Raw genomic sequence first — 26,186 nt, forward strand, 5'->3', positions numbered from 1 at the left:
CTCGACGGCTTCCGCTAGAGCAGGACGCGGCGGCCGGAGGAGCGAGGCCCCGCCGCCGCAGTCGTTGCGCAGAGTTGCAGTTCAGTACACGCGGGCCTTCGGCTCGATGTACTGGATCTCGTTCGACATCGTGTAGGTGTGCACCGGGCGATAATCGATGTTCACCCGGTGCTGACTCTCGTCGAGCCAGGACAGGGTGTGCTTCATCCAGTCCTTGTCGTCGCGGTCCGGGAAGTCCTCGCGCGCGTGGGCGCCGCGGGATTCGGTGCGGTTAGCCGCCGATTCCATGGTCACCACCGCCTGGCCGATCAGGTTGTCGAACTCCAGGGTCTCCAAGAGATCGGTGTTCCAGACCAGCGACCGGTCGGTGACCTTCACGTCGGCGGCGGCGCTCCAGACCTTGTGGATCAGGCCCTTGCCCTCCTCCAGCACCTCGCCGGTGCGGAACACGGCGCAGTTGTTCTGCATCGTCTTCTGCATCTCGGCGCGGAGCTCCGCGGTCGGCGTGGAGCCGTCGGCGTAGCGGAACCGGTCGAGGCGCTCCAGCGCCTTGTCGGTGGCGCCCTTCGGCAGCTCCATGGCCCGGCCGTTCGGCTCGACGATCTCGGCGCAGCGCTTGCCGGCGGCGCGGCCGAAGACCACGAGGTCGATCAGCGAGTTCGAGCCCAGGCGGTTGGCGCCGTGGACGGAGACGCAGGCCGCCTCGCCGATCGCCATCAGGCCCGGAACCACCGTGTCGGGGTTACCGTCGCGCAGCGTCAGCACCTCGCCGTGATAGTTCGTCGGGATGCCACCCATGTTGTAGTGGACGGTCGGGATGACCGGGATCGGCTCCTTGGTCACGTCGACGCCCGCGAAGATCCGCGCGGATTCCGAGATGCCCGGCAGGCGCTCGTGCAGGATCTTGGGGTCGAGGTGGTCGAGGTGCAGGTAGATGTGGTCCTTGTTCTTGCCGACGCCGCGGCCGTCGCGGATCTCCATGGTCATGGAACGCGAGACGACGTCGCGCGAGGCGAGGTCCTTGGCCGACGGCGCGTAGCGCTCCATGAAGCGCTCGCCCTCGGAATTCGTCAGGTAGCCGCCCTCCCCGCGGGAGCCCTCGGTGATCAGGCAGCCGGCGCCGTAGATGCCGGTCGGGTGGAACTGCACGAACTCCATGTCCTGCAGCGGCAGGCCGGCGCGCAGCACCATGGCGTTGCCGTCGCCCGTGCAGGTATGGGCCGAGGTCGCCGAGAAATAGGCCCGGCCGTAGCCGCCGGTGGCCAGGATGGTCATCTGGGCGCGGAAGCGGTGGATCTCGCCGGTGGCCTGATCGAGGGCGATGACGCCGCGGCAGCGGCCCTCGTCGTCCATGATCAGGTCGAGGGCGAAGTACTCGATGAAGAAGTCGGTCTGGTTCTTCACCGCCTGCCCGTACAGGGTGTGCAGCATGGCGTGGCCGGTGCGGTCGGCCGCCGCGCAGGTGCGCTGGGCGGTGCCCTTGCCGTAATCCGTGGTCATGCCGCCGAACGGGCGCTGGTAGATCTTGCCCTCCTCCGTCCGGGAGAACGGCACGCCCCAGTGCTCCAGCTCGTAGACGGCGGCCGGCGCGTTGCGCACGAGGTACTCGATGGCATCCTGGTCGCCGAGCCAGTCCGACCCCTTCACGGTGTCGTACATGTGCCACCGCCAGTCGTCCGGCCCCATGTTGCCGAGGGAGGCCGAGATGCCGCCCTGCGCCGCGACCGTGTGCGAGCGGGTCGGGAACACCTTGGTGATGCAGGCGGTGCGCAGGCCCGCCTCGGAGCAGCCGACCGTGGCGCGCAGGCCCGCGCCGCCCGCGCCGACGATCACCACGTCGAAGGCGTGATCGTGGATGGTGTAGGCAGGCCCGCTGCCGTTGGTGCCGTTGGCGGCCATGTTCGGCTCCTCGAGATCGATGTTGGCGGGGTCAGGCCGGCTGTCCGAAGCCGATGCGCAGGACCGCGTAGAGGCAGGCGACGGCCACGACGACCGCGTAAGCGTTGTTGGCGAGCACCGCCGCGATCTTCGTCGCCGGCGCGTGCACGTAGTCCTCGATGATCACCTGCATGCCGAGGCGCATGTGGACCGTGACCGACAGCAGCGCCAGGATCAGGAGGATCGAGACCAGGGGGGTCGCGACGAGGAGCCGCGCCTCCGCGTAGCCGCGGCCCGCCATCTTGGCGATGATCACCACGAAGCTCAGCATCAGCACGACGTTGGCGACGGCGGTCAGCCGCTGCAGCCACCAGTGGCCGGCGCCGTGATGGGAGACGCCGAGACCGCGCACGCGGGCGCGCGGGGTGCGGATCGAGACGCGCGTGTCCTGCCGGACCTCTTCCTTAGCCATATCGGCCTCCTCAGCGGACCAGAAGGGCGACCGCCCAGATGACGAGGGTGAGGGCCACCGAGCCGATCAGCGTCAGCCGGGCCATCGAGAGACGCTTCTCCCGGTCGAACCCGACGCCGGTGTCCCAGATCAGGTGCCGGATGCCGCCGAGCATGTGGTGCATCAGGATCCAGGTGTAGACGAACAGGATCAGGCGCCCGAAGATCGAGCCGAAGAACCCCGCCACGTAAGAGTAGCCGACCGGCCCGGAAGCCAGAGCCACGAGCCAGATCGCGACGAGCGCAGTCCCGCCGTAAAGCGCGGTGCCGGTGATGCGGTGGAACACCGACATCGCCATCGTCCAGGTCCAGCGATAGATCTGGAGATGCGGCGACATCGGCTGTGCCACTGTCGGGCGGGCGGTGGGTGCCATCGGGTTGAAGCCTCGCAGCTGCGAACTGGACCGTCTCTAATCTGGTAGCGCTAGTGGCTGAGCGGGCAACCCGCAATCCGCCATGGTGCGGCGCAATGTGCCGTCTGAGGCGACACTCTGCCGATTCTGTCACTTCAGCTGCCCCAGGAGGCGCCACCAGGCGTAGTCGAGGGGCGCCGCCACCAGGAGCGACAGGAATCCGAAGTGCAGGGCGAGCCGGGTCGCGTCCCGCAGGCGGACCCGTCCGAGTTCGCTGGCGAACACGATCGGCGGCGCCTGATAGGGGAAGAACAGGGTTGAGTAGCCGATCACCTGCAGCGAGACGACCGCGAAGGGTGACAGGCCGCTCGCCTCCGTCATCTCGCCCGCCAGGGCCGTGTAGAGGGCCGGGGCACCGTTGGCGGTGACGAGGAGGGTCAGCACCGTGGCGATGCCGGTGAGCACCGCGAAGTTCTGGGTAGGCGCGTCGTGCGCCAGCGGCGCGACGGTCAGGAGGCAATGGCCGAGGCGCTCGCCGAGCCCGGTCTCGTTGACCAGCGCCACGAGGCCGAGCAGCGCCGCGATGTAGAAGCAGGTCCGAAGGTTCACCTGCTGGAACGCCTCCGGCGGCAGCACCCCGATCCGCGGCAGCAGGCACACCACCGCGGCGGCGAGGCCGACCCAGGCCGGGGCGAGCCCGTGCAGGCTGTCGGTTATCCAGAGGACCAGCGTGCAAGTGAGGATCACCGCGAGGCGCCGCTCGGGTGCCGAGACCGGCGGCAGGACCGACAGCGTCGGGGCGGTGGCGCCGAGGTCGTCCGGGAATAGCCGGACGATGAGGGCGACCAGCAGGACGCCCTTCACCAGGGCCAGGACCGGCGCGTGCAGGAGGAAGTAGGAGAGGTACGAGAGGTGCAGGCCGAGCAGGTGTTCCGCCGAGCCGGCCATGACGAGGTTCGGAACGTTGGCGGGCAGGATCGCGGCCGACAGGATCGGCGTGGCGAGGCCGACGGCGAGGACCGCCCCCGTCCGGCCCGCGCGCCCGGCCGTGAGCCCGAACGCGTCGCAGAGCGCCAGGGTCACGGGGATCATCAGGGCGATGCGGCCGAGATTCGACGGCATGACGAAGGCGATCAGGAAGCTGAGCGTCACCAGCCCGGCGATGAAGCGCCCGTAGGACCCGGACAGGCGCAGCGCGAGAGTCCGCGCCATCCGGGCACCGAGGCCCGTCCGGGTCATGCCCTGCCCCACAACCATGCCCGATAGGACCAGCCAGAAGGCCGAGGACGAGAAGCCGGAGAACACCGTGGCGGCGGAGCCGAGCCGCAGCAGCATCGCCAGCCCGAAGAAGGCGAGTGCCGTGACGATCTCGGGCAGCAGCGCGGTCGCCCAGAGGCCCATGCACAGCACGAGCAGCGCCGCCGTCGCCGCAATCAATCCCTCGCCGCTCACCGCGATCGCCCCCGCACCACGCCACACCGGAGGCGGCATCCTCATCGGATTGGAACGGTTCGCAATTCGGGAGTCGTTGAGCGAGCCTTCGTGGGTAGCGAAGGCCGTGGACCGAGCGCGCCGGTACGGCGCACTGGGTAGAACGGCAGCGCCCGGCCGAGGCCGGACGCTGTGTCGTCGGCGCGACGGGGCGCGGGCCGGTCGCCGCGCCGCGGGGTTCAGTAGCCGTAACCGTAGTAGCCGTTGCAAGAGGTCGGGTCGTAGGCGCCGTAGCCGTAACTGTAGGCGCAGTTGTCGTAGCCGTAGTCGAGGCCACCCAGGCCGTAACCGACGCCCAGGCCGAGCCCGAGCCCGGCGAGGCCGTAGCTGAGACCGCGACCGTAGCCGCGGCCGTAAGAGCCGCGGTTGACGAAGCCGCGGCCGGTGATCCCGCGGTTCCCGATGCCGCCGAACCGACCGCCGTTGTTGATGCCCCCGGTGCGGAGTCCGCCGGCACCGGTCACGCTGGCCGCGCCCAGCCCCGCGCCGCGGAAGCCGCCGTTCTGGAAGGCGCCGCCGCCGAAGCCGCCGTTGCGGAAACCGCCACCGCCGACGCTGCCGCCGCGGAAGCCGCCGCCGCCGAAGCCGCCGCCGTGAAAGCCGCCACCGCCGAAGCCGCCGCCGTGGAAGCCGCCGCCACCGAAGCCGCGGGCGTCGGCGCCGTTCGGCGCGAACGCGACGGCCGCCAGAAGTGCGGTAGAAACAAGTGCCATACGGGTCATGGAAAAGCTCAGCTCGATGTGTGGTATGTTAACCACTCAACACCGCTCCAAGCGGGTGTATCCAAGCTTGAGTATTGCCATCGGCGTGGCAGTCGGTCGCTGACCGTGATCCTGCTCGAAGCCGGCATGGGCTTCCGCGAAACCTCACCGGAAGGGCGGCTCATCGAAGCTGCGCAGCTTGCGCGAGTGTAGACCTTGCCGGTCGGCCCGGAGCACGTCGAGCGCCGCGAGCCCCACCTGGAGATGTTCCGAGACGGCCCGGTCATAGAAGGCGTTGGCGGCGCCCGGCAGCTTGATCTCGCCGTGGAGCGGCTTGTCGGAGACGCAGAGCAGCGCCCCGTAGGGCACCCGCAGGCGGAAACCCTGGGCGGCGACGGTGCCGCTCTCCATGTCCACCGCCACCGCGCGGGACTGGTTGATCCGCCGACGCTCCTGGCTGAAGCGCAGTTCCCAGTTGCGGTCGTCGTAGGTCACCACCGTGCCGGTGCGCAGGCGCCGCTTGAGGGCGTCGGCCTGCTCGCCCGTCACCGAGGCGGCAGCATCCTGGAGGGCGACCTGCACCTCGGCGAGGGCCGGCACCGGCACGTCCGGCGGCACGAGCTCGTCGAGAATGCGGTCGCGGCGGAGATAGGCGTGCGCCAGCACGTAGTCGCCGATGGTCTGCGACTGCCGAAGGCCGCCGCAATGGCCGACCATCAGCCAGCAATCCGGGCGCAGCACGGCGAGGTGATCGGTGATCGTCTTCGCGTTGGACGGCCCGACGCCGATATTGACCAGCGTCGTCCCCTGCTGGGTGCCGTCGGCGTCGCGCGCCACCAGATGGTAGGCGGGCATCTGGTGGCGGTGCCAGGGCGAGGCGGCGATCACCGCGGCCGGGTCGGCATCGGCCGCCTCGGCACGGCTCACGGACACGCCGCCCGGCAGGACCAGCCGCTCGAACCCCTCCGCCCCCGAGGCCAGCCGCTCCAGCCCGTGGCGGACGAACTGGTCGACGTAGCGGTGGTAGTTGGTGAGCAAGATCCAGGGCTGGACGTCGCGCCAGTCGCAGCCGGTGTAGTGCACGAGCCGCCGGAGCGAGTAATCGACCCGCACGGCGTCGAACAGCGCCAGGGGCAGCGGCTCGCCCGCGATCTGGTCGAAGGTCCCATCGGCGATCTCGTCGCCGACGAGCGACAGGAGCGGGACCGGGAAGTAGGTGGCGAGGTCCGCGCCGTCGACCGACCTGCCGCCCGCGTCCAGCCCGGCCTCCAGCACGTAGGGATAGGGGATCTCCTGCGCGCTCAGGCCGACCTCGATGGCGATGCCGTAATCGGCGATCAGCGGCTCCAGCTGCCGGGTCAGGTAGGTCCGGAAGAACGCCGGATGCGTCACCGTCGTGGCGTAGGTGCCGGCGGCCTGGAGCTTGGCGGTGGCGCGCCGGACCCGCGGCAGCGGCCCGTCCGGGCGGTAGCTGATCCGCAGCTCCGGGTAGCGGAAGGCGAGCCGCTCGGTGGCGTCCGGCGGCGGCCCACCGGCGAGGTAGCGCTCCAGGGCGGTCCGGAGGGCGCCGGCCGCGTCCTCGTAGAGCTCGACCAGCCGGTCAATGGCGGTCCCCGCATCGGCCACCGCCTGCATCGGCCGCAATTCCCGCTCGATCATGTCGCCTCCGTTCCTGCGTCCGGGTCTACACCCCGCGCCATCCGGGTGCGAGATGCGGGCTTGCGGGCCGCGGACACATGGCCGACAAGCCGGCCGGCGCGGAGCGAGGCGGCATGGACGCGGACGAGTTCGGGACCCGTCCCGGTGAAGTGAGGGCCGCACTGCCCGCCACCTTCGACGCGGGCCTCCACTTCATCGGTCGGTTGCGCACGCCCTGGCAGGCGCGGTCCGACTGCCCGAAGAACGGCCTGCAGACCGACGCGGTCTGCACCGTAGAGGTCGATCCGGCCTACGTGCCCGGCCTGCGCAACGTCGTGGGCTGCACGCACCTGATCCTGCTCTACTGGATGGACCGGGCCACCCGCGGCCTCGTGATCCAACAGCCGCGCCACGCCGACGGTCCCCGCGGCACCTTCTCCTTGCGCTCGCCTGCCCGTCCCAACCCGATCGCCCTGTCGGTCGTGGAACTGCTCGGTCGCGACGGCGACACACTCCGCGTGCGCGGGCTCGACTGCCTCGACGGCACGCCGCTCCTCGACATCAAGCCCTACTACGCCTCGACGGATGCGCGGCCGGACGCGCGGGTCGACCGGACCGGGGCCGAGGCGTGAAGCGCGTCGTCCTTCTGATTATCGGCGGGCTCGCCCTTCTGGCGATCGGCGGGTTCGCCGGATGGCGCCTGCATCGACCGGGCGCCGACGCGCGGGCCTACGCGGAGATGCGGCTGATCGCCGTGCAGGTCAGCCTCGACGAGGCGCCGCCGGACTACGTGTTCTGGGCAGGCGATTCCCAGGTGGAACTGCAGCCCGGCAGCCAGCGGCCCTGCGGCCTCGACTTCCTCAACGGCGGCATCAGCGGCGCGACCGCTGCCAGCTACGCGGACTACCTCGCGCGCCTGACCTTCAAGGTTCATCCCCGGCTCGCGATCCTGACCATCGGGACCAACGACATCCTGGTGAAGAACAACCCGAAGCTGCACAAGCCGACGGAGCAGTTCGAGGCCGCCGCGGAAGCGATCATCAAGCGGCTCCAGACCCTGAGCCCGCGCGTGGTGGTGACCGCCCTGCCCCCGGTCGGGCGCGAGATCGGCAAGCTCGTCGACGCGGGCGCGGTTGCGGATTACTCGCAGCGCCTGCGGAACATGTGCGGGCGTCTCGGCTGCGTCTTCACGGACCCCTTCGCGGCCCTGCGCGACGGCGACACCGGCTACGCCAAGCCCGGGGCCCTGCGCGACGGTTTGCATCTCGCGGCGTTCCGGCCGGCGATGAAGGCGGTCGAGCCGGCGCTCTGCACCCCGTGACGGCGTGCGCCGCGTCGTTGCGAACGGGGCGAAGCGATCCAGGATCGCGCCACGGATCGAGGCGTTACGCGGCCCGGGGTCGCTTCGCTCCGCTCGCGAAGACGGCGCGGGATTGGACCGGATGCCGGCTCACTCCCACTCGATCGTGCCGGGCGGCTTCGAGGTGATGTCGTAGGTCACCCGGTTGATGCCCTTCACCTCGTTGATGATCCGGGTCGCGACCCGGCCCAGGAAGGCCATGTCGAACGGGTAGAAATCGGCCGTCATGCCGTCGACCGAGGTCACGGCGCGGAGCGCGCAGACGTGGTCGTAGGTGCGGCCGTCGCCCATCACGCCGACGGTCTTCACCGGCAGGATCACCGCGAAGGCCTGCCAGATCGTGTCGTAGAGGCCGGCCTGCCGGATCTCGTCGAGGTAGATCGCGTCGGCCTTGCGCAGGGCCTCCAGCTTCTCGCCGGTGATCGTGCCGGGGCAGCGGATCGCGAGGCCCGGACCGGGGAACGGATGGCGGCCGACGAAGCCCTCGGGCAGGCCGAGCTCCTTGCCGAGCACCCGGACCTCGTCCTTGAACAGCTCGCGGAGCGGCTCCACGAGCTTCATGTTCATGCGCTCGGGCAGGCCGCCGACATTGTGGTGACTCTTGATGGTCACCGACGGGCCGCCGGTGAACGACACGCTCTCGATCACGTCCGGGTAGAGCGTGCCCTGAGCGAGGAACTTCGCCCCGCCGATCTTCTTCGATTCGGCCTCGAACACGTCGATGAACAGGCGGCCGATGGTCTTGCGCTTGACCTCCGGGTCGCTGACGCCCTCCAGCGCCGCGAGGAACATCCCCGACGCCTCCACGTGGACGAGCGGGATGTTGTAGTGGTCGCGGAACAGGGCCACGACCTGCTCGGCCTCGCCGAGGCGCAGGAGCCCGTGATCGACGAACACGCAGGTCAGCTGGTCGCCGATCGCCTCGTGGATCAGCACCGCCGCCACGGCGGAATCGACGCCGCCGGAGAGGCCGCAGATCACCTTCTCGGAGCCGACCTGCTCGCGGATCTTGGCGATCGCCTCCTCGCGGTAGGCGCCCATGGTCCAGTCGCCCGAGCAGCCGGCGACGTCGCGCACGAAGTTGCGGATCAGCAGGGCGCCGTGGGGCGTGTGCGCCACCTCCGGGTGGAACTGCACCGCGTAGTACCGGCGCGCCTCGTCGGCCACCGCCGCGAAGGGGGCGTTCCGGGAGATCGCCACGGTGGTGAAGCCGTCCGGCAGCTTGGTGACGCGGTCACCGTGGCTCATCCAGACCGGATACTTCTCGCCCTTGTGCCAGACGCCCTTGAACAGAGGGCAGTCGGCCAGGATCTCGACCTCGGCCCGGCCGAACTCCGCGTGGTGGCCGCCCTCGACGGCGCCGCCGAGCTGGGCCGCCATGGTCTGCTGGCCGTAGCAGATGCCGAAGACCGGGACACCCGAGTCGAACACGAGCTGGGGCGCCCGGGGCGAGGCTTCGACAGTCACCGATTCGGGACCGCCGGAGAGGATCACACCCTTCGGTTTCTGCTCGCGGAACGCGGCCTCGGCCTTGGTGAAGGGCACGATCTCGCAGTAGACGCCCTCCTCGCGCACCCGGCGTGCGATGAGCTGCGTAACCTGAGAGCCGAAATCGACGATCAGGATCTTGTCGTGGTCGGTGTTCATCGCGGGCGATTATCCGAAGGCCGCGGCGCGTGCAACGCACAAGTCCGGATTGTCAGACCTTCCGATGCGCGCGCGCCGACGCGAACGGGGTTTCCGGTCCGCGGCCGAACCCGATTCCGCGACCCCTGTGCAGCCGTCTGAGCCCGGGAACCAGTCCCGCCGACGCGGCCGGCACCCGCACCCGCTGGCGCGCGGTGCCGGCCGGGCCGATGCGTCCCCGCTCAGTCGAAGTTGCGGACCTTGGCCGAGCCGCCGAGGCTGATCGCCGGCTTCGCGGCGGCGCCGGCGAGGCTCACCTTCTTCTGACCGGGCGGGGTCTTGGCGCGCAGCTGCGGGGCCGCCTCCGGCGCCGGCCGCGCCGGTTTCAGGTGCGCCTGCCCGTGGATCACCGAGCCGATCTCGCCCGCCACGCGGATGAGGTCCTCGCGCTCGCAGGAGCGGGCGACCTTCAGCCCGAGCTTGTGCATGTGGCTCTTGCCGTAGAGGTAGGCGGCCAGCTGCGCCCGCTTCAGCGGCGGGATCTGCTCCAAGATCAGCGGCAGGTCGAAGTCGTCGGCACGGTAGACCGAGCCCAGAACCTCGAGGCTCACCGGGCAGTCGACTTCGGGCTCGGCGCCGCTGGTCGGATGCGCTTGCGTCATGGATGCCTCTCGGAGGTCGAAGGATCGGGATGGGGCTCGGATGCCCCGGAGCCGGGGTCGAGTTCAACCCCTATCGGAACGGTGAGGTTCGCAATCCGGTCCTCCGCCGGCGCGGGGGCCGGGACCGGAGCCGGGACGGGCTCGGGATTCCAGGCGCCGAGGCAGCCGGTGCAGACCGATTCGATCACCGCGCGGGCATGGGCCTGTCGGCGTGCCCAGAGCGCCTCCCGGGCGGAGCGTGCCGCCTCGGCATCCGAAAGGGGGCGGATGCGGATGTAGAGCGGCTCCTGCGCGGCCGCCGGCGCCGGCGTCAGGGCGAGCAGGCCGAGCACGGCCAGTGCGAAATCGACGGCCCGGCGCCACCGCCGCGGCGCCGACGATGCGGGTCCCGCCATGTCTCTCTCCCGCCCGGAACGAGCGCGATAGGTCGCTCGTCAGGGTAAATCGCCTCTTAACGGGCCACGCGAGGTGCTACCCGACGGCTGACCGGAACTTCGCTCGATGACACGGGTAGAGTCAGGGGATTCCGAGCGAGAGACGGCCCCATGCCCCAGATGTTCGACTGGATCTTCTTCGCGATCATGCTGCCGTTCCCGGCCTACCTGGTCTGGGATTTCATGCGGCACCGCTAGTCGGGCGCGGGTCCCCGCGGCCGTCACCCGCCCGGCGAAGCCGCAGCGGGGCCGACCGGTGCGGCCCGCTCGGCCCCGCCTGCGGCGTCGTTCACCTGCTCGACCCGGCGCCTGTCCTGCGCGCGCCCGAGCCAGACGCTGTTCACGAGCCACGCCATCGACAGCGGGATCGCGGCGCCGGCCACACTGGCGCTGCCGAGCCCCATCCCCTGGATGCCGGTGAACGACCACGCGCCGACCTGGTCGCCCAGCCGGTAGACCACCGTGTCGATGAAGCTCTTGGCCTTGTAGCGGTCCTCCCGCGGGACCACGGTGAACAGCACCTCCCGCACCGGCCGGGCGATGGCGAAGTTGCCCGCCCGGCGCAGAACCTGGAACGCGACGATCACGCCGATCGTCGGCCAGATGGCGAGCGCCGCGAAGCCGAGGATGCTGAAGGCCGGGAGGATCGCCAGCGTCAGGGCGACGCCGATGCGGTTCACGATCCGGCCGGTGAGGAAGAGCTGGATCCCCAGCGTGAGGACATTCACCGCGAGATCGACGCTGGCGAAGAAGGCGGTCTGCGCGCCGCGGTCCGGGAAGCTGCGCTTCGCGATGCCCGCCTGCTCGAAGTACAGGAAGGTCGAGGTCACCGAGAACAGCAGCAGGAACAGCGAGATGTTGAGCAGGTAGGGCGACGCGAGGGTCCGGGTGACGCCGGCTAGCACGCTGCCGCCGATCGTCCGGTCCTGTCCGTCCTGGACGCCCCCGTCGCGGCCCGGGACCTCGTGGAGCTGCGCCGAGAGCGCCGCGAGCCCGCGCATGCAGAACACGGCGACCTCGAGGAGCACCACCGCGCAGAGCATCAGGCCCCAGGTCGGGACGTTCTTGGCCAGGATCGCGGTGGTCGCCGAGCCCGCGATGGCGCCGAGCGTCGCGCCGGCCGCGATGAAGCCGAACAGCCGCTTGCCCTGGGCGTTCGAGAACACATCGACGATCGTCGCCCAGAAGATCGAGACCACGAACAGGTTGAAGATCGACAGCCAGACGAAGAAGACGCGGCCGATCCACACGCCCCACTCGGCGGGGGCGAGATAGAGCGTCAGCGCGAAGGCCAGGATGTTGGCCGCGAAGAACCGGTAGGTGATCGGCACGAATCGCGCCCGCGGCATCCGCTTCACCAGGTAGGCGAAGGGCAGGTTGAGAGCGAGCATGCCGATCAGGGTGGCGGTGAACAGCCAGGGCAGGTTCTCGATGCCGCCGGCGACGCCCATCTGGTCCCGGATCGGGCGCAGGACGTAGTAGGCCGCTAGGATCGAGAAGATGTAGGCCCAGGACCAGGCCAGAGCGAGGCCCTCGCCGGGCTGAACGTCGATCAGGCGCGCGAGCGTGCCGCGGGCGGGGACGGGTTCAGGCATGGGCCGATCTCACCGGAATGGGCTGTCCCTCGGGCGGCCTCCCTCGGGGAGACTCGGTCGAGCCCGCCGCCGCGGAGCGCGGCGACGGGTCGGGCGTCCCGCCTATTTCGCCAGTCCGAGTTTCTCGCGCATCTCCGGCGCGGTGACGTCGTGGCCGAAGCCCGGGCTTCCCATGGCGAACTTGTCGGCATCCTTGAGCGGGCCGACGACCACAGGATCGAAACCGGCATCGCGGACGAGGCCTTCGGCGACCTTCAGCGCCTCCGGGTCGTCCCCGGCGATCGGGATCGCCATCCGCCCGCCCGCGCGACCCTTGCCGCCGTCGGCGCCCTCCTTGGCGAAGACCTTGTAGTTGGCCGCGTTGAAGGCGCGCACGAGCCTGGCGCCGGGGAAGTACTTGGCCGAGGTGGCGCCGATCCCGCTGGCCTGGACATCGTCGTAGAGCGCGCCGTCGCGCTTCTGCGTGGCGTTGCCGGCGTCGAGCACGACCTTGCCCTTGAGGGAGGGGCCGATCTCCTTCGCGAGCTCCGGATAGGCCTTGTAGGGGACGGCGATGAACACCGCGTCGCCGAACGTGACCGCCTCCTCGGGCGTGCCGGCCTTCGCCTTCGGTCCGAGCTCCGAGACCATCGCGGCCAGTTGCTCCGGGTGGCGGGAGGCGAACATCACCTCGTGGCCGTCCTTGACCCAGAGCGTCCCGATCGTGCCGCCGATATTCCCGGCCCCGATGACGCCGATCCGGATCTTCTTCGGGCCGTCCTGGGCCAGAGCGGGAGCGGCCGCGGGGAGAGCCGCGGCCGCGGCGAGTCCGACCGCGAGGGCGAGCGCCGCGCGGCGCGAGGTGAGATCAGACCGCATCGATGAACGTCTCCATCTGCTTGCGCTGTGCCGCATCCGGGAGCTTGCCCCGCGCGGCGCCGAGGTTGTCCTCGACGTAGGCGGCCTTCGCCATGCCGGGGATCGGGCAGGTCACGGCCGGGTTGCCGAGCACGTATTTCAGGAAGAACTGCGGCCAGCTCGCGCAGCCGAGGTCCTTGGCGACCGCCGGCAGCTCCTTGCCCTTGACCGCCTTGAACAGGCGGTCGCGGCCGAACGGGACGTTGGTCATCACCGCCGTGCCGCGATCCGCGGCCAGCGGGAGCACGCGCTCGGCGGCGGCGCGGTTGTCGATGGCGTAGTTCACCTGAATGAAGTCGAGGCTCTCGCGCTTCATGACGGCTTCGAGCGCGTCGAGCTGGTTGTCGCGCCAGACCGTGACGCCGACATACCGGACGCGCCTGCGCGCTTTCAGGTCGCGCAGGATCGCCAGGTTCTCGGTCACGTCGATCAGGTTGTGGACCGCCACGAGATCGAGGGTGTCGACCTTCATCCGCTTGAGCGATCGGTCGAACTCCGCCAGCGTCGCGTCGCGACCGGTCGTGTCGACCTTGCTGGCGAGGAAGATCTTCTGGCGCAGGTCGGGCTCCGCCAGGATCAGGCCGAGGACGTCCTCGGCGGTGCCGTAGCTCGGGGCCGTGTCGATCACCGAACCGCCGAGGGCAACGAAGGTCTTCACCGCCTCCTTCAGGGGCGCGACCGCCTCCGGCGACGGCTCGACCTCGTAGCGCCGCGAGGTGCCGATCCCGATCGCCGGGAGCATCTCGCCGGTGGACGGGATCGGGCGACGGATCAGCGGCTCCGCCGCCGCGGCGAGGCGGCCGGCAAGCGGAGCGAGCGCCGCTGCGGCGATGACGGCGCGACGGGAGACGGGCATGGGCGGCCTCTGCCTGATTGAGGACCCGGCGGGAGATAGGGCGCGTCGGCCCGGTGTGTATTCTTAATTCTCACGCTTCGGTGAGCGCGGCGGAGCGATCCGACCGCGGGCGAGGCTAATCGTCCTCGGGCGGGTCCTCGAACTCCGCGCCCTCGGTATCCGGGGCGATGCGGAACCGGTACTCGTCGATCGCCAGGAACGCCCTGTGGGCCGCCTGCGGATCGATCCCGTCGCGGACGACCAGGGTCTGGAAGTCGATGAACAGGCGGGCGATGCGCGCCTCCTCCGACAGGGCCGCGAGGGCGGACGAGCTTGCCCCGGCGCGCATCATGTAGCGCTTCGCCTCTCCGGACGCGTCGGGCGCGGGCAGGACGACGACCTGCCCGGCGGTTTCCGGCTTCAACTCCGCCCAGCGTACGGGCGTCCAGGCGATGATGGCGTCGGTCTGCTTCATCGAAAGCTCCGGCAGGTGGACAGGATCCGCCTACCGGGCGCGACCGGGATCGTCGAGGCTCCCGCGGTCCCGGATCAGGGTGCGCGCTCCAGCTGGCCGCGGATCTCGCCCTTCGGGTTCGCGGCGGTGTGGATGTTGAAGTAGAGCCGGCCCGCCGCGAGATCGGCGGCCTTGGCGTCGTCCAGCGTCGCCTCGCCGGTGAAAGGGCTGCTGGCGGCCGTGACCGGAACCAGGACGCCGGCATTCTCGCCGGTCTTGGCCGGGCCGTGGAAATGCGCCGCCGTGACCGGACCGGTGAGGCCGCTGTACCGGCCCGACCAGCTCAGGTGCTTGGTGGCGGGATCGAAGGTCGCGGTGATCTCACCTTGGCCTGGTGAGGTTGTCGCCGGGACCTCGCTGCTGCCGTTGAGGGCCGCGCGGTAGGTGACGTCCTTGCCTGCCGCGACGGCCGGGCCCGCGGCGAGCGGGACCGCGAGGACGAGAAGGGTGGCGAGGCTTGTGCTCCAGCGATGGCTCATGCGCGCTGTCATCGAACGCTCCGCGATGTCACGAGCCTTCGGGCGGCCCGTGCCGCAACCTAGCGGGATCGAGCGAACCGGACATGGCCGCAGCCTCGGCACGGCCGATTTCCGGTGACAGCCGGGCGTTTCCCTTGCGCCACTGGCGGAACGTGGACCGTACCGGCTCCGGGGACGCGATTTGCGCGCGGAACCGTTGACACCGAGCGCCCGCTCTCCCTATACCGCGGCCACTGCACGCATCGTCCTCACGGACGGTGGCGGCTTGTGGCGGGGTAGCTCAGCTGGTTAGAGCAGAGGAATCATAATCCTTGTGTCGGGGGTTCAAATCCCTCCCTCGCTACCACTTAATTCCTTGTTTTCGCTCGCTTGACCGAACCCGCCTCTCGGCGGGTTTGACGTTTCTGGCGCATGGATTGCCGCCCGCTGGCGCTTCGAGCGATTCCCGGGAGGCACGGTCACGGTGGAGCGTGACTCCGGGATCGGGCTCGATTCGACGAGGAGCACGGCGCGGCCGCATGGCCGCACCCGAGTCAGCTGCCGAAACTTTCGCTGATGCCCGAGATTCGCCAAGCAGGAGGATCTCCATGTCTGAAGAAGCCAAGGGCGCCGAGCCCGAAGATCTCACGCCTGATCGCCCTCGCCTCACACCGCAGGGGCTCGGCAGCGGCTCTGTCGGTGGTGAGGACAGCACGGACCCGAACGGGGGTGCGAAGCAGGGTCAGGGTGACAAGGCGGAAGGTTGAGGACCGCTCGGAGCGGGCCGACGACGCGTCGAATTGGACCTGTCGGAGCAAGCGTTCCATCACGGACTGCGTGCTCTGATCTCCGGTGAGGAGGTCGGAGCCATGACAATAACCACCTCAATCAATGCCGTCGGACCTGTGAAGGCGACGGAGATGATCCAGTCGGCGAGAGCCGAAACCGCGATCGAGCATAGAGCGGGGCTGCATACCGTCTCGATGACTGTGCCCGCGCCCGACGACGCGACTTCCCGGCCGCACGCGGACGGTCGCGAGTTTCCCGTATCTCAGGCGCGCGTGGTGGACATCAGCGTCTGAGCCTTGCTTATTCAGGCTGCTGTTCTGCGGCTGCGGGGACGGGGTGGGGGCGGCCTGTGCGTCTTCTCGAGCTCAGGACCTGAAGGCCCGCCCGGTCCGCCGGCGCGGCTTTCGTGGCCGATCACCGAAACGAGCCGTTCACCATCCGGGCCGAAGGGATGGGCCAAACGGGCACGGCGCTCGTTCTCGGCTCCATGAGCGCACCCGGCCATTCGCGGAACGGCCTCGTAACGTCCGGTGCGGATGCGCTGGTCGATCTGCCGGACGCCGCCTTCGTCGAGCGCTGGCGCCTGATCACGGGCGAGCCGCCCGCCATCCTGCTGAGTTCCCGCGCCGAGATGCTGGCGCTGCTCGTCGAAAGCACGCCCGCGGCGCCGCTCGAGCCGCCGGCCCTCGCCTGGGACAGCTCCGCGGTCGGCACCCCCGAGGTCCGGTAACCGTCCTCGGCCATCCCGTCGCCGCGCCAAACTGCGGAACAGCTCGTCTCTTGCGCTGGTGAGATCAGGCGCCCCGGAAGCTCGACTCGTGCTGCCGGAACCAAGTGGCGAAGAGGTCGGTCTCGATCGGCCGGGCGAACAGGTATCCCTGCGCCTCGTCGCAGCCCATGGCCCTGAGGCAGTCGGCCGCCGCGGCCGTCTCGACCCCCTCGGCAACGACGCGATAGCCGAGATCGTGTGAAAGGCCGATCATGGAGCGGACGAGGGAGCGCTCCCGCTCGCCGTCTTCGAGCTTGCGCACGAAGCTTTGGTCGATCTTCACGACGTGGGCCGGGATGCTCTGGAGATAAGCAAGGCTGCTGTAGCCGGTGCCGAAGTCGTCGATGGCAAGGCGGATGCCGGCAGTCGCGAGCGCGTCCAGCTGATGCCGCGCCTGCCGGGCATCCTGCATGACAGCGCTCTCGGTGACCTCCAGCTCCAGCCGCTCCGGCGTAAGCCCATGACGCTGGACGGAGGCCTTGACCGAGTTCCCGAAGGCCGCCTCGTTGAGATTCGCGGCCGACACGTTGACGGATATCGCCAGCTCGTGCCCGGCGTCGTGCCAGCGGCGTGCTTGAGCGAGCGCCGTATCGAGAACGAACGCCGTCATCGCCTGCGCGTGCGACGAGTGCTCGATGACGGGGACGAACTCGCCCGGGGATACGGGCCCCAAGACCGGATGGTTCCAGCGCAGCAGCGCCTCGGCGCCGACACAGCGGCCGGTGGATAGGTCGATGCGCGGCTGGAAGACGAGCCGCAACTGTTCATCGGTGCGGAGGGCCGGTCCGAAATCCTGGAGCAGCCGATACCGGCGCTGGTAGGCTTCATCGGTGGCGGACGAGTAGACGCTGACGAGTTCAGGCGACGACCGTGCGTCCTGGACCGCGCTGTAGAGGGCGCGCAGCACGTGCTGGGGCCTCATCGCCCGGGGCGTGAACGCGCACAGGCCGATCGCGCTGGTGAGAAGCATGCCCGTCAGCGAGCGCTGCCGCGCCGCCCTATGCTCGTCGGTGAGGCGCCGGACGTAAGCGTCCGTCTGGGTGCCGGTTGCGGCCAGGAAAGCGAATTGCATGGCCGCCGTGTGGTAGAGCTTGCGCTCCCGGCCGACCAGTCGCCGCAATTCCTGCGCGGCCTCCTGCACCAGATCGTCGACGCGATCCGGCCCCATCACGCGGGCATAGGCGCTGATCTGCTCGGGACGGGCAAGATCGACGAGCACCGCGAGTCTCTCCTCATCCGGACGCTCATCCGCGAGATCGTCGAGATCTTCCAGGAGCTGGGTCCGGCTCGGGAGGCTGGTGAGCGGATCGATCCTGCCGAAGGCGTGCTGCAACTCGATCTGCGTCATCACCATCGCGGCTAGGTCTCTGAGGGCGGCAATCTCGGACGCGGTGGTGGTGCGGGGTTGGGTCCCCAGAACGCAGAGAGCCCCGAGGCTGTGGCCCTCGCGCGTGATCAGCGGTGCGCCGGCATAGAAGCGAATGCCGCTGCGGCAGAGCTGACTGTCGGCGTAAAGGGCGTCCTTCTCGAAGTCGGGGATCACGAGGATGTCGGACGTTTCGGCCACTTGCGCGCAGGGCGCCCCCTCGCGCGGGATCGAGCAGTGATCGACGCCGAGGCGCGATTTGAACCATTGCCGGTCCCGATCTGTCAGCGAGATGGCGGCAATCGGAAGCCCGAAGATCTGGCTGGCCGTCCGCGTTATGCGATCGAAGCTCTCGCTCGGCGGCGTATCCAGGAGATTGAGCTGCACGAGCGCCTTCAGGCGCTCATCCTCGAGATGGTCGAGGCTCTGGTGGAGGAACATCGCGCGATAGCAAGCCTTCTCGCGGTGAAGCAGCGGCGGGCGTGCGCGGCCGCTCCCGGCCTCGGCTCGCTCGAGCCCACCTAAGCCGGCCAGACCTTGCCAATCTATGTTGAGATCGAGAGAGGCCGCGCCGGAGGGTTAAGGTCGGGTGTCCGAGGACTGAGTGAGGCGAGCTCGGGGCTCTGCGATCGAGCGACCTCGACGGTCGCGCGATCCGCTTGCTCGGATCGTTCGCAGCGGCGGGACGCCACACCGCGCCGTGACCTTGGCGACCGCGTCCCGTTCCGGAAGGTCTCGCTGACTGCCGAGCCGTCAGCCTTCAGGCGCGGCGGTCTCCGGGCGGCGTGTACGGCTCGTTCTCGGCCGGAGAACCCGGAATAGTTCGCGATCCCGGTGGCGGTCGGGCACTCGGACCAAACGCCGCCCGCACGTGCGGGCTTCTGTCGAGGCCCGGCCGGTCGCTCCGGGCGGTAGAGCCCTCGGCACGGCGCGACCCCGGCGCGGTCGACGATCCGGAGAGCGCCCGTGCGATGCGTTCCGATCTCCCGCGCGACGGCCGTCAACCGCGCTGTCGGGCATTCAGCGACCGCCGTGCGTCTCGCACGCGTGAACGTCCGGCACCGCGCATCAGCCGACAGGGCCCGCATCGAGCGACACCCGGAAGCGCATGCGAACCACGCCCGCGTCATCGCGGACAGCCGCGACGTAGTCCTGTCGCCCGGGCCTGTCCGAGAGACCCTGCGCGATCCGCGTCATGATCTTCACGGCCTGCGACCGGGCGGCGTCGAGACTGGGCAGGTCGTAGCCGTCCCTGTCGCGGACGAGTTCGGTTCCGTCGTGCAGGTCGATGAAGAAGCGGGGCATGGGCGGCTCGGCGGTGCTGATCCGTCCGCCACGCTAAGCAGTTTCCGCACCGCGCCACCTACCCCTTTTCGGCATGTCGCCGCCGCGACGCGGCGACGAAGACCGGACCCTCGGCCTTCTCAGGGAGGCCCGACCCGGCGGCCCTAGCGGTAGTCGCCGGGCGTCAGTCCGTGCCGGGCCATCTTGTCGTAGAGGGTCTTGCGCGGCAGGCCGAGCGCCTCCGCGGCGGCGCGGACATCCCCGCCGGCCATGATCAGCTCGTCGCGGATCAGCTGCCGCTCGAAGCGATCGACCTGATCGGTGAGGCTGCCGGCCGCGATCTCGGCGGCGGGCTGCGCCGCCGCGAGACCCAGAGCGCAGCGCTCGGCGAAATGACCGAGTTCGCGAACGTTGCCCGGCCAGGCGTGGCGACGCAGGTGATCGCGGATCGCCGGCGTGACCGGCGGCACCGGACGCGCGAACCTCTCCGCGGCGCGGCGCAGGAAATGCTGGAAGAGCAGCAGCACGTCGTCCCCACGGTCGCGCAGGGGCGGGATCGTGACCGTGATGACGTTGAGCCGGTGGTAGAGGTCGTCGCGGAAGGTGCCCTGCGCCGCCGCCTGCCCCAGATCGACCTTGGTGGCGGCCACGACCCGCATGTCGACCGGCCGCACCTCGTTGGTGCCGAGCGGCTCGACTTTGCGCTCCTGGAGTACCCGGAGGAGCTTGACCTGCAGCGGCAGGGGCATGCTCTCGATCTCGTCGAGGAAGAGCGTGCCGCCCTGCGCGTGCTCGATGCGGCCGACCCGGCGCTTGAGCGCCCCCGTGAAGGCGCCGGCCTCGTGCCCGAACAACTCGCTCTCGACGACGCTGTCGGGCAGCGCCCCGCAATTCATCGCCACGAGATTCCGCTCCGCGCGGCGGCTCCACCGGTGAAGGGCCCCCGCCACCACCTCCTTGCCGGATCCGGTCTCGCCGAAGACCAGCACGTCGACATCGGCCTGTGCCACCTCGCGCACGAGGGCGCGCAGGCTCACGATCTCCTGGGACGTCCCGAGGAAGGCGGGGTCCTCCTCGATCGCCGCGTCGAGCCTGGCCCGCAGTGCCCGATTCTCCATCACGAGCCGCCGCCGCTCCAGCGCCCGGCGCACGGAGCCGACGAGCGCCTCCGCGGGATAGGGTTTAGCCAGGAAATCGTAAGCGCCCTCCTGCATGGCGGCCACCGCCATGCGGATGTCGCCGTGGCCGGTGATCAGGATGACCGGCAGGTCGGGATCGATCCGGCGCAGCCGCGCCAGGAGCGCGACGCCGTCGAGGCCCGGCAACCGCACGTCGGTGACCACCACGCCGGGCGGCGCGGCCAGGATCGCGGCGAGCGCCGGCTCGGCGGCCGCGAAGGTCTCGACGGCGAAACCTTCCAGCTCCAGGCTCTGGCCGTTGGCCCGGCGCACCTCGGCCTCGTCGTCGATGAAGACGACGCGCTCGGTCTCCGCCTGCGCGTCCGCCGGTCCGATCACGGTGTCGCTCCTACGGGCTTGTCCAGGCTCGGGACCGCCTCGGTCGCCCGGATCATCTCCATCCGGAAGACGGTCGGGGCGCCGTCGCCGCCGGCGAGGGTCAGGTTCCCGCCGCAATCCTCCACGATCCCGCGGGCGATGGCGAGGCCCAGGCCGAGGCCGTCCGCCTTGGTCGTGAAGAACGCGTCGAAGATCTGGCCGCGCACGGCCTCGGGAATCCCCGGTCCGGTATCGGCCACCTCGACCGCGACACGTTCGCCGCCTTCGACGAGGCGCAGGCCGACGTGGGCATCCGCGCGCCCCGCTACGGCGTCGACGGCGTTCTGGAGCAGATTGACCAGAACCTGTTCCAGCCGGGGGCCGTCTCCGAGGACCCGGAGTTCCGGATCGGGGCTGTCCGCCTCGAGCGGGACCTGCAGGGCGGCGGCGCGCGCTGCCACCAGTTCCAGCGCGTTCGCCACCACCTCGCGCAGCGGGACCGGCTCCCGCCGCGGCGAGGCGCGTCGCGCGAAGCCTTTTAACTGCCGGGTGAGGCCGGCGATGCGGTCGGTGAGCCGCCCGATGGCGGCGGCGTTCTCGGCCGCGTCCTCGCCGCGCCCGCGCCGGATCAGGACCGCGGCGTTGTCCGCGTAGGAGCGGATCGCCGCCAGCGGCTGGTTGATCTCGTGCGCCATGCTGGCCGCGAACTGGCCCAGCGCCGCGAGCCGGCCGGCCTGCGCCAGTTCGCGACCGAGGCGCTCGCGCTCGGCCTCGGCGCGCTGCCGCTCCGCGATCTCGGCGCGCAGCTGCGCGTTGGTCTCGCGCAGCGCCCTCGTCCGCGCCTCGACGCTGGATTCCAGTTCCGCCCGACGCGTCGCGGCCTCGGCGAGCCGCGCCCGGGTCCGGCGGCCCCGATCGGCCAGGGTGAAGATCCCGTACCCGGTAAGCGCGGTCACCAGGGCCGCGATGATCCATGCCTGCAGGCGTTCCCGCTCCACGGCGGTGCCGACCGGTGTCAGGGTCCGCAACTGCCAGTCCGTCCCGGGCACGGCCGCCTGCGACAGGATCGCGGTCCAGGCCGGCACCGACCCGCGCCCGACGCGCACCATGTCGGGTTCGCCCGCCACCGGATGGAGCGGCAGGCGGTCGAGGCGGGCGGCGCCGAATTCCTGTCCCGCCTCGATCCGGGCGCGCTCGGCCGCGTCGACGGGGCTGAGCGTGTCGAAGCGCCAGCCCGGTTCGCTGGTAACGAGGACGATGCCCCGGGCATCGGTCACGAAGGTCACCTCGCGGGCGGCGCGCCACGCCGCCTCGACGGCGTCGAACTCGACCTTCACGACGACGACACCGGTGCCGGCCCCGATCCGGCGCGCGAGGTACAGGCCGGGCCGGCCGCTGACCGTCCCGAGGGCGAACTGGGAGCCGGCCCCGCCGGCCAGGGCCTGCTTGAAATAGGGGCGGAAGCCGTAGTCCCGGCCCACGAAGCTGCGGTCCTCGCCCGCGTTGCTCGCCGCGACCGTTAGCCCGTCGGCGCCGATGACGTAGATGACCGCCGAACCGGTGGCGGCCGCGACCTGGGCAAGCCGCCGGTCGACCCGGTCCAGGAGCTCGCGTCCCGGATCGGGGCCGACAGCCGCGGCGACTTCGGGATCGGTCGCGAGCGCCAGCGGCAGGGACGCCTGCTTCTGCATCTCCGCCAGCAGCACGCCGACCTGGAGCCCGATCGCCGAGCGGGCGCCCCGCCGCAGATCCGACAGGGTCCAGCGCTCCGCGGCGCGGCCGGCCAGCCACGCCGCCACGAGGATTGCGCAGAGCGCGACGACGACCGCGAGGCCCCGGCGGGAGGGCATCCTGTTACCGCAGGTCCGGCGCCCGTTCACCGGCGGTCGACCTGTGCGGAGATCCGGACCGATCCGGACGGCCACGTGCGGAAATCCGCCATCAGACCCTCGAGGCGGTCGACGACCTGGCGGAGAAAAATCAACCGCGTGAGTAGGTTAAACAAATGTAATCGCCGGGGCCGGACTGGCACGCCGGTTGCCATTCCCGTCGCGTAACGCGGCCATGTCGTCAGAGAACGGCTGCGTGCCGAAAGGCCAACAGCAAGCGCGGCCGTCGTCGGGCCACTCCGACCCGAGCCGCCCCATCCGAAGTCCGCGACAGGGAGAACGCCCCATGGCTGCCGTGCCGTCACCGCTCACCGCCCCGCATCCGCCCGCCAAACCGAAGCCGCTGTACCGGACGCTGTATTTCCAGGTCCTGGTCGCCGTCGCGATCGGCATCCTCCTCGGTCATTTCTACCCGCAGCTCGGCGCCGAGTTGAAGCCGCTGGGCGACGCGTTCATCAAGCTCGTCAAGATGATCATCGCCCCGGTGATCTTCCTCACTGTCGTCTCCGGCATCGCCGGGATGACCAATCTCGAGAAGGTCGGCCGGGTCGGCGGCAAGGCGCTGATCTACTTCTTGACCTTCTCGACGCTGGCGCTGATCGTCGGCCTCATCGTCGCCAACGTGCTCCAGCCGGGCAACGGCCTGCACATCGATCCGAAGTCGCTCGATCCGAAGGCGGTCGCCACCTACGCCGGCAAGGCGAAGGAGCAGAGCATCGTCGACTTCCTGATGAACATCATCCCCACGACGGCGGTCGGCGCCTTCGCGGGCGGCGAGATCCTGCAAGTGCTGTTCTTCTCGGTGCTGTTCGGCTTCGGCCTCGCCTTCCTGGGCGATCGCGGCAAGCCGGTCCTCGACATCATCAAGGTCCTGTCCGAGGCGATCTTCGGCGTCGTCAACATCATCATGAAGGTCGCGCCGATCGGTGCCTTCGGCGCGATGGCGTTCACGATCGGCAAGTACGGGATCAGCTCGCTCGCCAACCTCGCCTACCTCGTCGGCGCCTTCTACCTGACCTCGGCGATCTTCGTGCTGGTCGTGCTCGGCGCGGTCGCCCGCTACAACGGCTTCTCGATCATCAAGCTCATCCGCTACATCAAGGAGGAGCTGCTGCTCGTGCTCGGCACGTCGTCCTCCGAGTCGGCGCTGCCCTCGCTGCTGGAGAAGATGGAGCGGGCCGGCTGCTCGAAGCCGGTCGTCGGCCTCGTGGTGCCCACGGGCTACTCGTTCAACCTCGACGGCACCAACATCTACATGACGATGGCGGCGCTGTTCATCGCCCAGGCGACTGACACGCCGCTGAGCCTCGGCGAGCAGGCGCTGCTGCTCCTCGTCGCCATGCTGTCGTCCAAGGGCGCCGCGGGCGTGACCGGCTCGGGCTTCATCACCCTGGCGGCGACGCTCGCCGTGGTGCCCTCCGTGCCGGTGGTCGGCATGGCGCTGATCCTCGGCGTCGACCGCTTCATGTCCGAATGCCGCGCGCTGACCAACTTCATCGGCAACGCGGTGGCGTGCATCGTAGTCGCGCGCTGGGAGAACGAGGTCGACGAGGCCAAGCTCGCCGCGGCCCTGTCCGGCCAGACCACCGACCCGCTCGCGCCCGCCCCGGTTCTCCAGCCGGCCGAGTGAGCCGGCGGCGTCGCGGGCCGCGCCTCGGCGAAGCGCGCGACGGCCGCGCGGACCCCGATCCCGCCGCGCCGTGGACTCCTCCGCGGCGCGGCGTTCGCGTACGGAGGCTCCTTCAGGAGGCGTCAGGCAGCGTCGAGGGCATGGGGCGCGAAGGCGGTCACGACCGGCCGGAAGGCGCCCACGATCGCCGGGTCGAGCCGCCCCGCCATCCCTTCCAGGATCGCGTAGGCCGCCTCGCTCGCCATGGGCGGCTTGTAGGGCCTCTGCTCGATCAGGGCCGCGTGGATATCGCAGACGGTGACCAGCCGGACGAGGTCGGGAATCTCGTCGCCCTTGAGGCGGTCCGGATAGCCCGACCCGTCGAGCATCTCGTGGTGTGACCGGACGACGCTCAGCATCTGCTGCTCGAAGCCCTGGTCCACGAGCATGCTGTATCCTTTCTCCGGATGCAGCCGCATGACCGCCAGTTCGGCATCGTCGAGCCGGCCCGGCTTGTTGAGGATCGCGGCCGGAATGTGGATCTTGCCGACATCGTGCAGCAGGGCCGCCTTGGTCACCCGGTGGCGCTCCTGCTCGCCGAGGCCGAGGCTCGCCGCGAAGGCCGCCGCCAGCCCGGCGACGAGCAGGCAGTGCTGGTGCGTGGCATCGTCGAACTGGCGCACCGCTCGGATCCAGTCGCGGATCCCGGTGTCCCGGATCGCGAGGTCGATGGCCTGGGTGCCGTTGTCGACGACGCCTGGCGTGATCGGCTGGTCCGGGACGAAGACCGAGGCGTAGAAGCCGCGCACAGCCGCGGCGGTCCGCACGGCGCCGGCGGGCACGGGCTCGTCGTCGAAGGCCGCGGCGAGCGCCGGTGCGCGCGGCGCCCCGAGCGTCTCCCGCAGGCGGTCGGTGTCGAACGGAGCGCAGAGCGTGTGCGTCGCGCCGAGGGCGACCCCGATCAACCGGGTCCGCGGGCTGTCGGTCTGGAGCAGGACGATCAGGGGAACGCCGTGCCGGACCTGCGCCAGGAGGTGGCGCAGACGCTCGACCGAGGCCGATCCGAGATCGAGGACGTCGGTGACGATCGCGGTCGCGACGGCGACGGGCGGCTCGGCGGCGCGCAGGTCGTGGATCACACAGGACAGGCCGTGGGATAGATCCTGCGCCAGGCCGTGACTGCGTGCGGGATCGTCCGTGATGAGAAGTATCCGGCCCATCGGCACGCCTTCCGGAACGTGCCTTACGGGAACATCGCGTCGACCGTGTCCTGCGAGACCGAGGCGTCGCCGGGCAGCACGGGACCGTTGAGGAGGGCCGCCTCCCCGCCGCGCCTGTCGGGCGCCGGGTCCGGCCGCGCCGGCGCCTCGCCGGAGCCGGACCAGACGCGCAGCATCTCGCCGATCCGCTCCTCCACGAGGACGATGGTGCGCACGACCTTCGAGATCCGCTGACCGGTCAGGTCCTGGAAATTGCAGGCCTCGAAGATGGTCTGCATCTCGATCTGAATCGCCGTGGCATCGGCCCGGTTGGCATCGTCGCCCGACCGCCTCACGATCCCGCGCGCGAGCGTGTCCACCTTCTCCGATGCCGTGAGGATCGCGTTGGTGGCGTCTTCCGTGCCCTGAACGACGGCGTGGAGCTCGTCGCGGGCCCGGCTGGTCTCCTGTTCCTGCCGCAGGTCGGCGATCTCCTGACGCGTCCGCGCGATCGCGTCGGAGATCGACAGGAGCTGGGACCGCAGGAGCCCGACACCCTCTTCGATGGAGACAACGTCCGGCAGAGCACGGGCCATGATCGGGGATCGCGATGCGGTTTATATTGGACAGCGAAAATATCGGCGATCCCTTAAGCCGCGCTTAATGCGACTTATCTCGACGTGGTTGTATGCCACTGCGGCTGATCACGATTGTAGTACGCGCTGTTCCAGCGCTATCCGGCGGTGAAAGCGCGCCGCTCGCGGTCGTCGTCTTGCGGGCTGCGCCTCCTGATGCGCGCGCGACGGTCTCTCCCGGGACGAATGGCAGGGTCC

26 protein-coding genes and 1 tRNA gene are annotated in these 26,186 nt (G+C 70.1%); 7 read left to right on the forward strand and 20 right to left on the reverse strand.

Annotation, left to right across the window (positions count from 1 at the left end; all coding sequences use genetic code 11):
* Positions 1-81: 81 nt before the first annotated feature.
* The 6 genes from sdhA to MOTC310_RS16400 form a co-directional block, all read right to left on the reverse strand.
* On the reverse strand, positions 82-1,899 hold the full coding sequence (gene sdhA, locus MOTC310_RS16375) for a succinate dehydrogenase flavoprotein subunit (RefSeq protein ID WP_331302526.1): 1,818 nt from the start codon (positions 1,897-1,899) through the stop codon (positions 82-84).
* 31 nt (positions 1,900-1,930) lie between these two features.
* Complete coding sequence (gene sdhD, locus MOTC310_RS16380) at positions 1,931-2,350, reverse strand: succinate dehydrogenase, hydrophobic membrane anchor protein (protein WP_331302527.1); 420 nt, start codon at positions 2,348-2,350, stop codon at positions 1,931-1,933.
* A gap of 10 nt (positions 2,351-2,360) precedes the next feature.
* Entirely contained in the window at positions 2,361-2,762 is a 402-nt protein-coding gene (gene sdhC, locus MOTC310_RS16385; protein ID WP_331291974.1) for a succinate dehydrogenase, cytochrome b556 subunit, read from the reverse strand.
* A 129-nt stretch (positions 2,763-2,891) separates the two neighbouring features.
* On the reverse strand, positions 2,892-4,193 hold the full coding sequence (locus tag MOTC310_RS16390) for an SLC13 family permease (RefSeq protein WP_331302732.1): 1,302 nt from the start codon (positions 4,191-4,193) through the stop codon (positions 2,892-2,894).
* A gap of 218 nt (positions 4,194-4,411) precedes the next feature.
* Positions 4,412-4,954 (reverse strand): hypothetical protein, encoded by a 543-nt coding sequence (locus MOTC310_RS16395; protein ID WP_331302528.1) that lies wholly within the window; start codon positions 4,952-4,954, stop codon positions 4,412-4,414.
* Between the two features lie 144 nt (positions 4,955-5,098).
* Positions 5,099-6,592 (reverse strand): AMP nucleosidase, encoded by a 1,494-nt coding sequence (locus MOTC310_RS16400; protein WP_331302529.1) that lies wholly within the window; start codon positions 6,590-6,592, stop codon positions 5,099-5,101.
* A 113-nt stretch (positions 6,593-6,705) separates the two neighbouring features.
* On the opposite strand from MOTC310_RS16400, the gene tsaA reads away from it, so the two are divergent.
* Both tsaA and MOTC310_RS16410 read left to right on the forward strand, forming a co-directional pair.
* The gene (tsaA, locus tag MOTC310_RS16405) at positions 6,706-7,203 is read left to right on the forward strand and encodes a tRNA (N6-threonylcarbamoyladenosine(37)-N6)-methyltransferase TrmO (RefSeq protein WP_331291977.1); all 498 of its coding nucleotides are present in this window, start codon (positions 6,706-6,708) and stop codon (positions 7,201-7,203) included.
* Positions 7,200-7,892 (forward strand): SGNH/GDSL hydrolase family protein, encoded by a 693-nt coding sequence (locus MOTC310_RS16410; protein WP_331291978.1) that lies wholly within the window; start codon positions 7,200-7,202, stop codon positions 7,890-7,892. The genes tsaA and MOTC310_RS16410 overlap by 4 nt, the downstream gene beginning before the upstream one ends.
* Before the next feature lie 129 nt (positions 7,893-8,021).
* Here MOTC310_RS16410 and guaA read toward each other — a convergent pair whose 3' ends face one another.
* From guaA to MOTC310_RS16450, 8 genes are all read right to left on the reverse strand, one after another.
* Positions 8,022-9,578, reverse strand: coding sequence for a glutamine-hydrolyzing GMP synthase (gene guaA / locus MOTC310_RS16415; protein ID WP_331291979.1), 1,557 nt, complete (start codon positions 9,576-9,578; stop codon positions 8,022-8,024).
* Positions 9,579-9,799: 221 nt separating this feature from the next.
* Complete coding sequence (locus MOTC310_RS16420; RefSeq protein WP_331291980.1) at positions 9,800-10,219, reverse strand: hypothetical protein; 420 nt, start codon at positions 10,217-10,219, stop codon at positions 9,800-9,802.
* A complete protein-coding gene (locus MOTC310_RS16425) occupies positions 10,216-10,614 on the reverse strand; it encodes a hypothetical protein (RefSeq protein WP_331302530.1) in 399 nt (132 codons plus the stop codon). Before MOTC310_RS16425 ends, MOTC310_RS16420 begins: the two co-directional genes overlap by 4 nt.
* Positions 10,615-10,874: 260 nt before the next feature.
* Entirely contained in the window at positions 10,875-12,248 is a 1,374-nt protein-coding gene (locus MOTC310_RS16430; protein WP_331302531.1) for an NTP/NDP exchange transporter, read from the reverse strand.
* A gap of 102 nt (positions 12,249-12,350) precedes the next feature.
* The gene (locus MOTC310_RS16435; RefSeq protein ID WP_331302532.1) at positions 12,351-13,106 is read right to left on the reverse strand and encodes an NADPH-dependent F420 reductase; all 756 of its coding nucleotides are present in this window, start codon (positions 13,104-13,106) and stop codon (positions 12,351-12,353) included.
* Positions 13,096-14,001: an aldo/keto reductase gene (locus MOTC310_RS16440; RefSeq protein ID WP_331302533.1), complete on the reverse strand. Its 906-nt coding sequence runs from the start codon at positions 13,999-14,001 to the stop codon at positions 13,096-13,098. The genes MOTC310_RS16435 and MOTC310_RS16440 overlap by 11 nt, the downstream gene beginning before the upstream one ends.
* 115 nt (positions 14,002-14,116) lie before the next feature.
* Positions 14,117-14,455 (reverse strand): hypothetical protein, encoded by a 339-nt coding sequence (locus MOTC310_RS16445; RefSeq protein WP_331291988.1) that lies wholly within the window; start codon positions 14,453-14,455, stop codon positions 14,117-14,119.
* A gap of 74 nt (positions 14,456-14,529) precedes the next feature.
* Entirely contained in the window at positions 14,530-14,985 is a 456-nt protein-coding gene (locus MOTC310_RS16450) for a CHRD domain-containing protein (protein WP_331302534.1), read from the reverse strand.
* A gap of 257 nt (positions 14,986-15,242) precedes the next feature.
* Between MOTC310_RS16450 and MOTC310_RS16455 the strand changes: the two genes are divergently transcribed.
* From MOTC310_RS16455 to MOTC310_RS16470, 4 genes are all read left to right on the forward strand, one after another.
* Positions 15,243-15,319 (forward strand) — tRNA-Met (locus tag MOTC310_RS16455).
* 241 nt (positions 15,320-15,560) lie between these two features.
* Positions 15,561-15,719: a hypothetical protein gene (locus MOTC310_RS16460; protein WP_331302535.1), complete on the forward strand. Its 159-nt coding sequence runs from the start codon at positions 15,561-15,563 to the stop codon at positions 15,717-15,719.
* Between the two features lie 33 nt (positions 15,720-15,752).
* Entirely contained in the window at positions 15,753-16,034 is a 282-nt protein-coding gene (locus MOTC310_RS16465; protein WP_331302536.1) for a hypothetical protein, read from the forward strand.
* A gap of 113 nt (positions 16,035-16,147) precedes the next feature.
* Positions 16,148-16,471 (forward strand): hypothetical protein, encoded by a 324-nt coding sequence (locus tag MOTC310_RS16470; RefSeq protein ID WP_331291992.1) that lies wholly within the window; start codon positions 16,148-16,150, stop codon positions 16,469-16,471.
* A gap of 64 nt (positions 16,472-16,535) precedes the next feature.
* Here MOTC310_RS16470 and MOTC310_RS16475 read toward each other — a convergent pair whose 3' ends face one another.
* From MOTC310_RS16475 to MOTC310_RS16490, 4 genes are all read right to left on the reverse strand, one after another.
* A complete protein-coding gene (locus MOTC310_RS16475) occupies positions 16,536-18,317 on the reverse strand; it encodes a putative bifunctional diguanylate cyclase/phosphodiesterase (protein ID WP_331302537.1) in 1,782 nt (593 codons plus the stop codon).
* 627 nt (positions 18,318-18,944) lie between these two features.
* Positions 18,945-19,181 carry a DUF6894 family protein gene (locus MOTC310_RS16480; protein ID WP_331291994.1) on the reverse strand — a complete coding sequence of 79 codons (237 nt, stop codon included), beginning with the start codon at positions 19,179-19,181 and terminating at the stop codon, positions 18,945-18,947.
* Positions 19,182-19,324: 143 nt separating this feature from the next.
* The gene (locus tag MOTC310_RS16485; protein ID WP_331302538.1) at positions 19,325-20,677 is read right to left on the reverse strand and encodes a sigma-54-dependent transcriptional regulator; all 1,353 of its coding nucleotides are present in this window, start codon (positions 20,675-20,677) and stop codon (positions 19,325-19,327) included.
* Positions 20,674-22,506 (reverse strand): ATP-binding protein, encoded by a 1,833-nt coding sequence (locus MOTC310_RS16490; RefSeq protein WP_331302539.1) that lies wholly within the window; start codon positions 22,504-22,506, stop codon positions 20,674-20,676. The genes MOTC310_RS16485 and MOTC310_RS16490 overlap by 4 nt, the downstream gene beginning before the upstream one ends.
* A gap of 325 nt (positions 22,507-22,831) precedes the next feature.
* Here MOTC310_RS16490 and MOTC310_RS16495 point away from each other — a divergent pair, with 325 nt between their 5' ends.
* The gene (locus MOTC310_RS16495) at positions 22,832-24,175 is read left to right on the forward strand and encodes a dicarboxylate/amino acid:cation symporter (RefSeq protein WP_331302540.1); all 1,344 of its coding nucleotides are present in this window, start codon (positions 22,832-22,834) and stop codon (positions 24,173-24,175) included.
* A gap of 122 nt (positions 24,176-24,297) precedes the next feature.
* Here MOTC310_RS16495 and MOTC310_RS16500 read toward each other — a convergent pair whose 3' ends face one another.
* Positions 24,298-25,374: an HD-GYP domain-containing protein gene (locus MOTC310_RS16500; protein ID WP_331302541.1), complete on the reverse strand. Its 1,077-nt coding sequence runs from the start codon at positions 25,372-25,374 to the stop codon at positions 24,298-24,300.
* Positions 25,375-25,397: 23 nt separating this feature from the next.
* Positions 25,398-25,949, reverse strand: coding sequence for a protein phosphatase CheZ (locus MOTC310_RS16505; protein WP_331291999.1), 552 nt, complete (start codon positions 25,947-25,949; stop codon positions 25,398-25,400).
* Positions 25,950-26,186: the final 237 nt, after the last annotated feature.

Source organism: Methylobacterium oryzae (genome assembly GCF_036441375.1).
Classification (GTDB): domain Bacteria; phylum Pseudomonadota; class Alphaproteobacteria; order Rhizobiales; family Beijerinckiaceae; genus Methylobacterium; species Methylobacterium oryzae_A.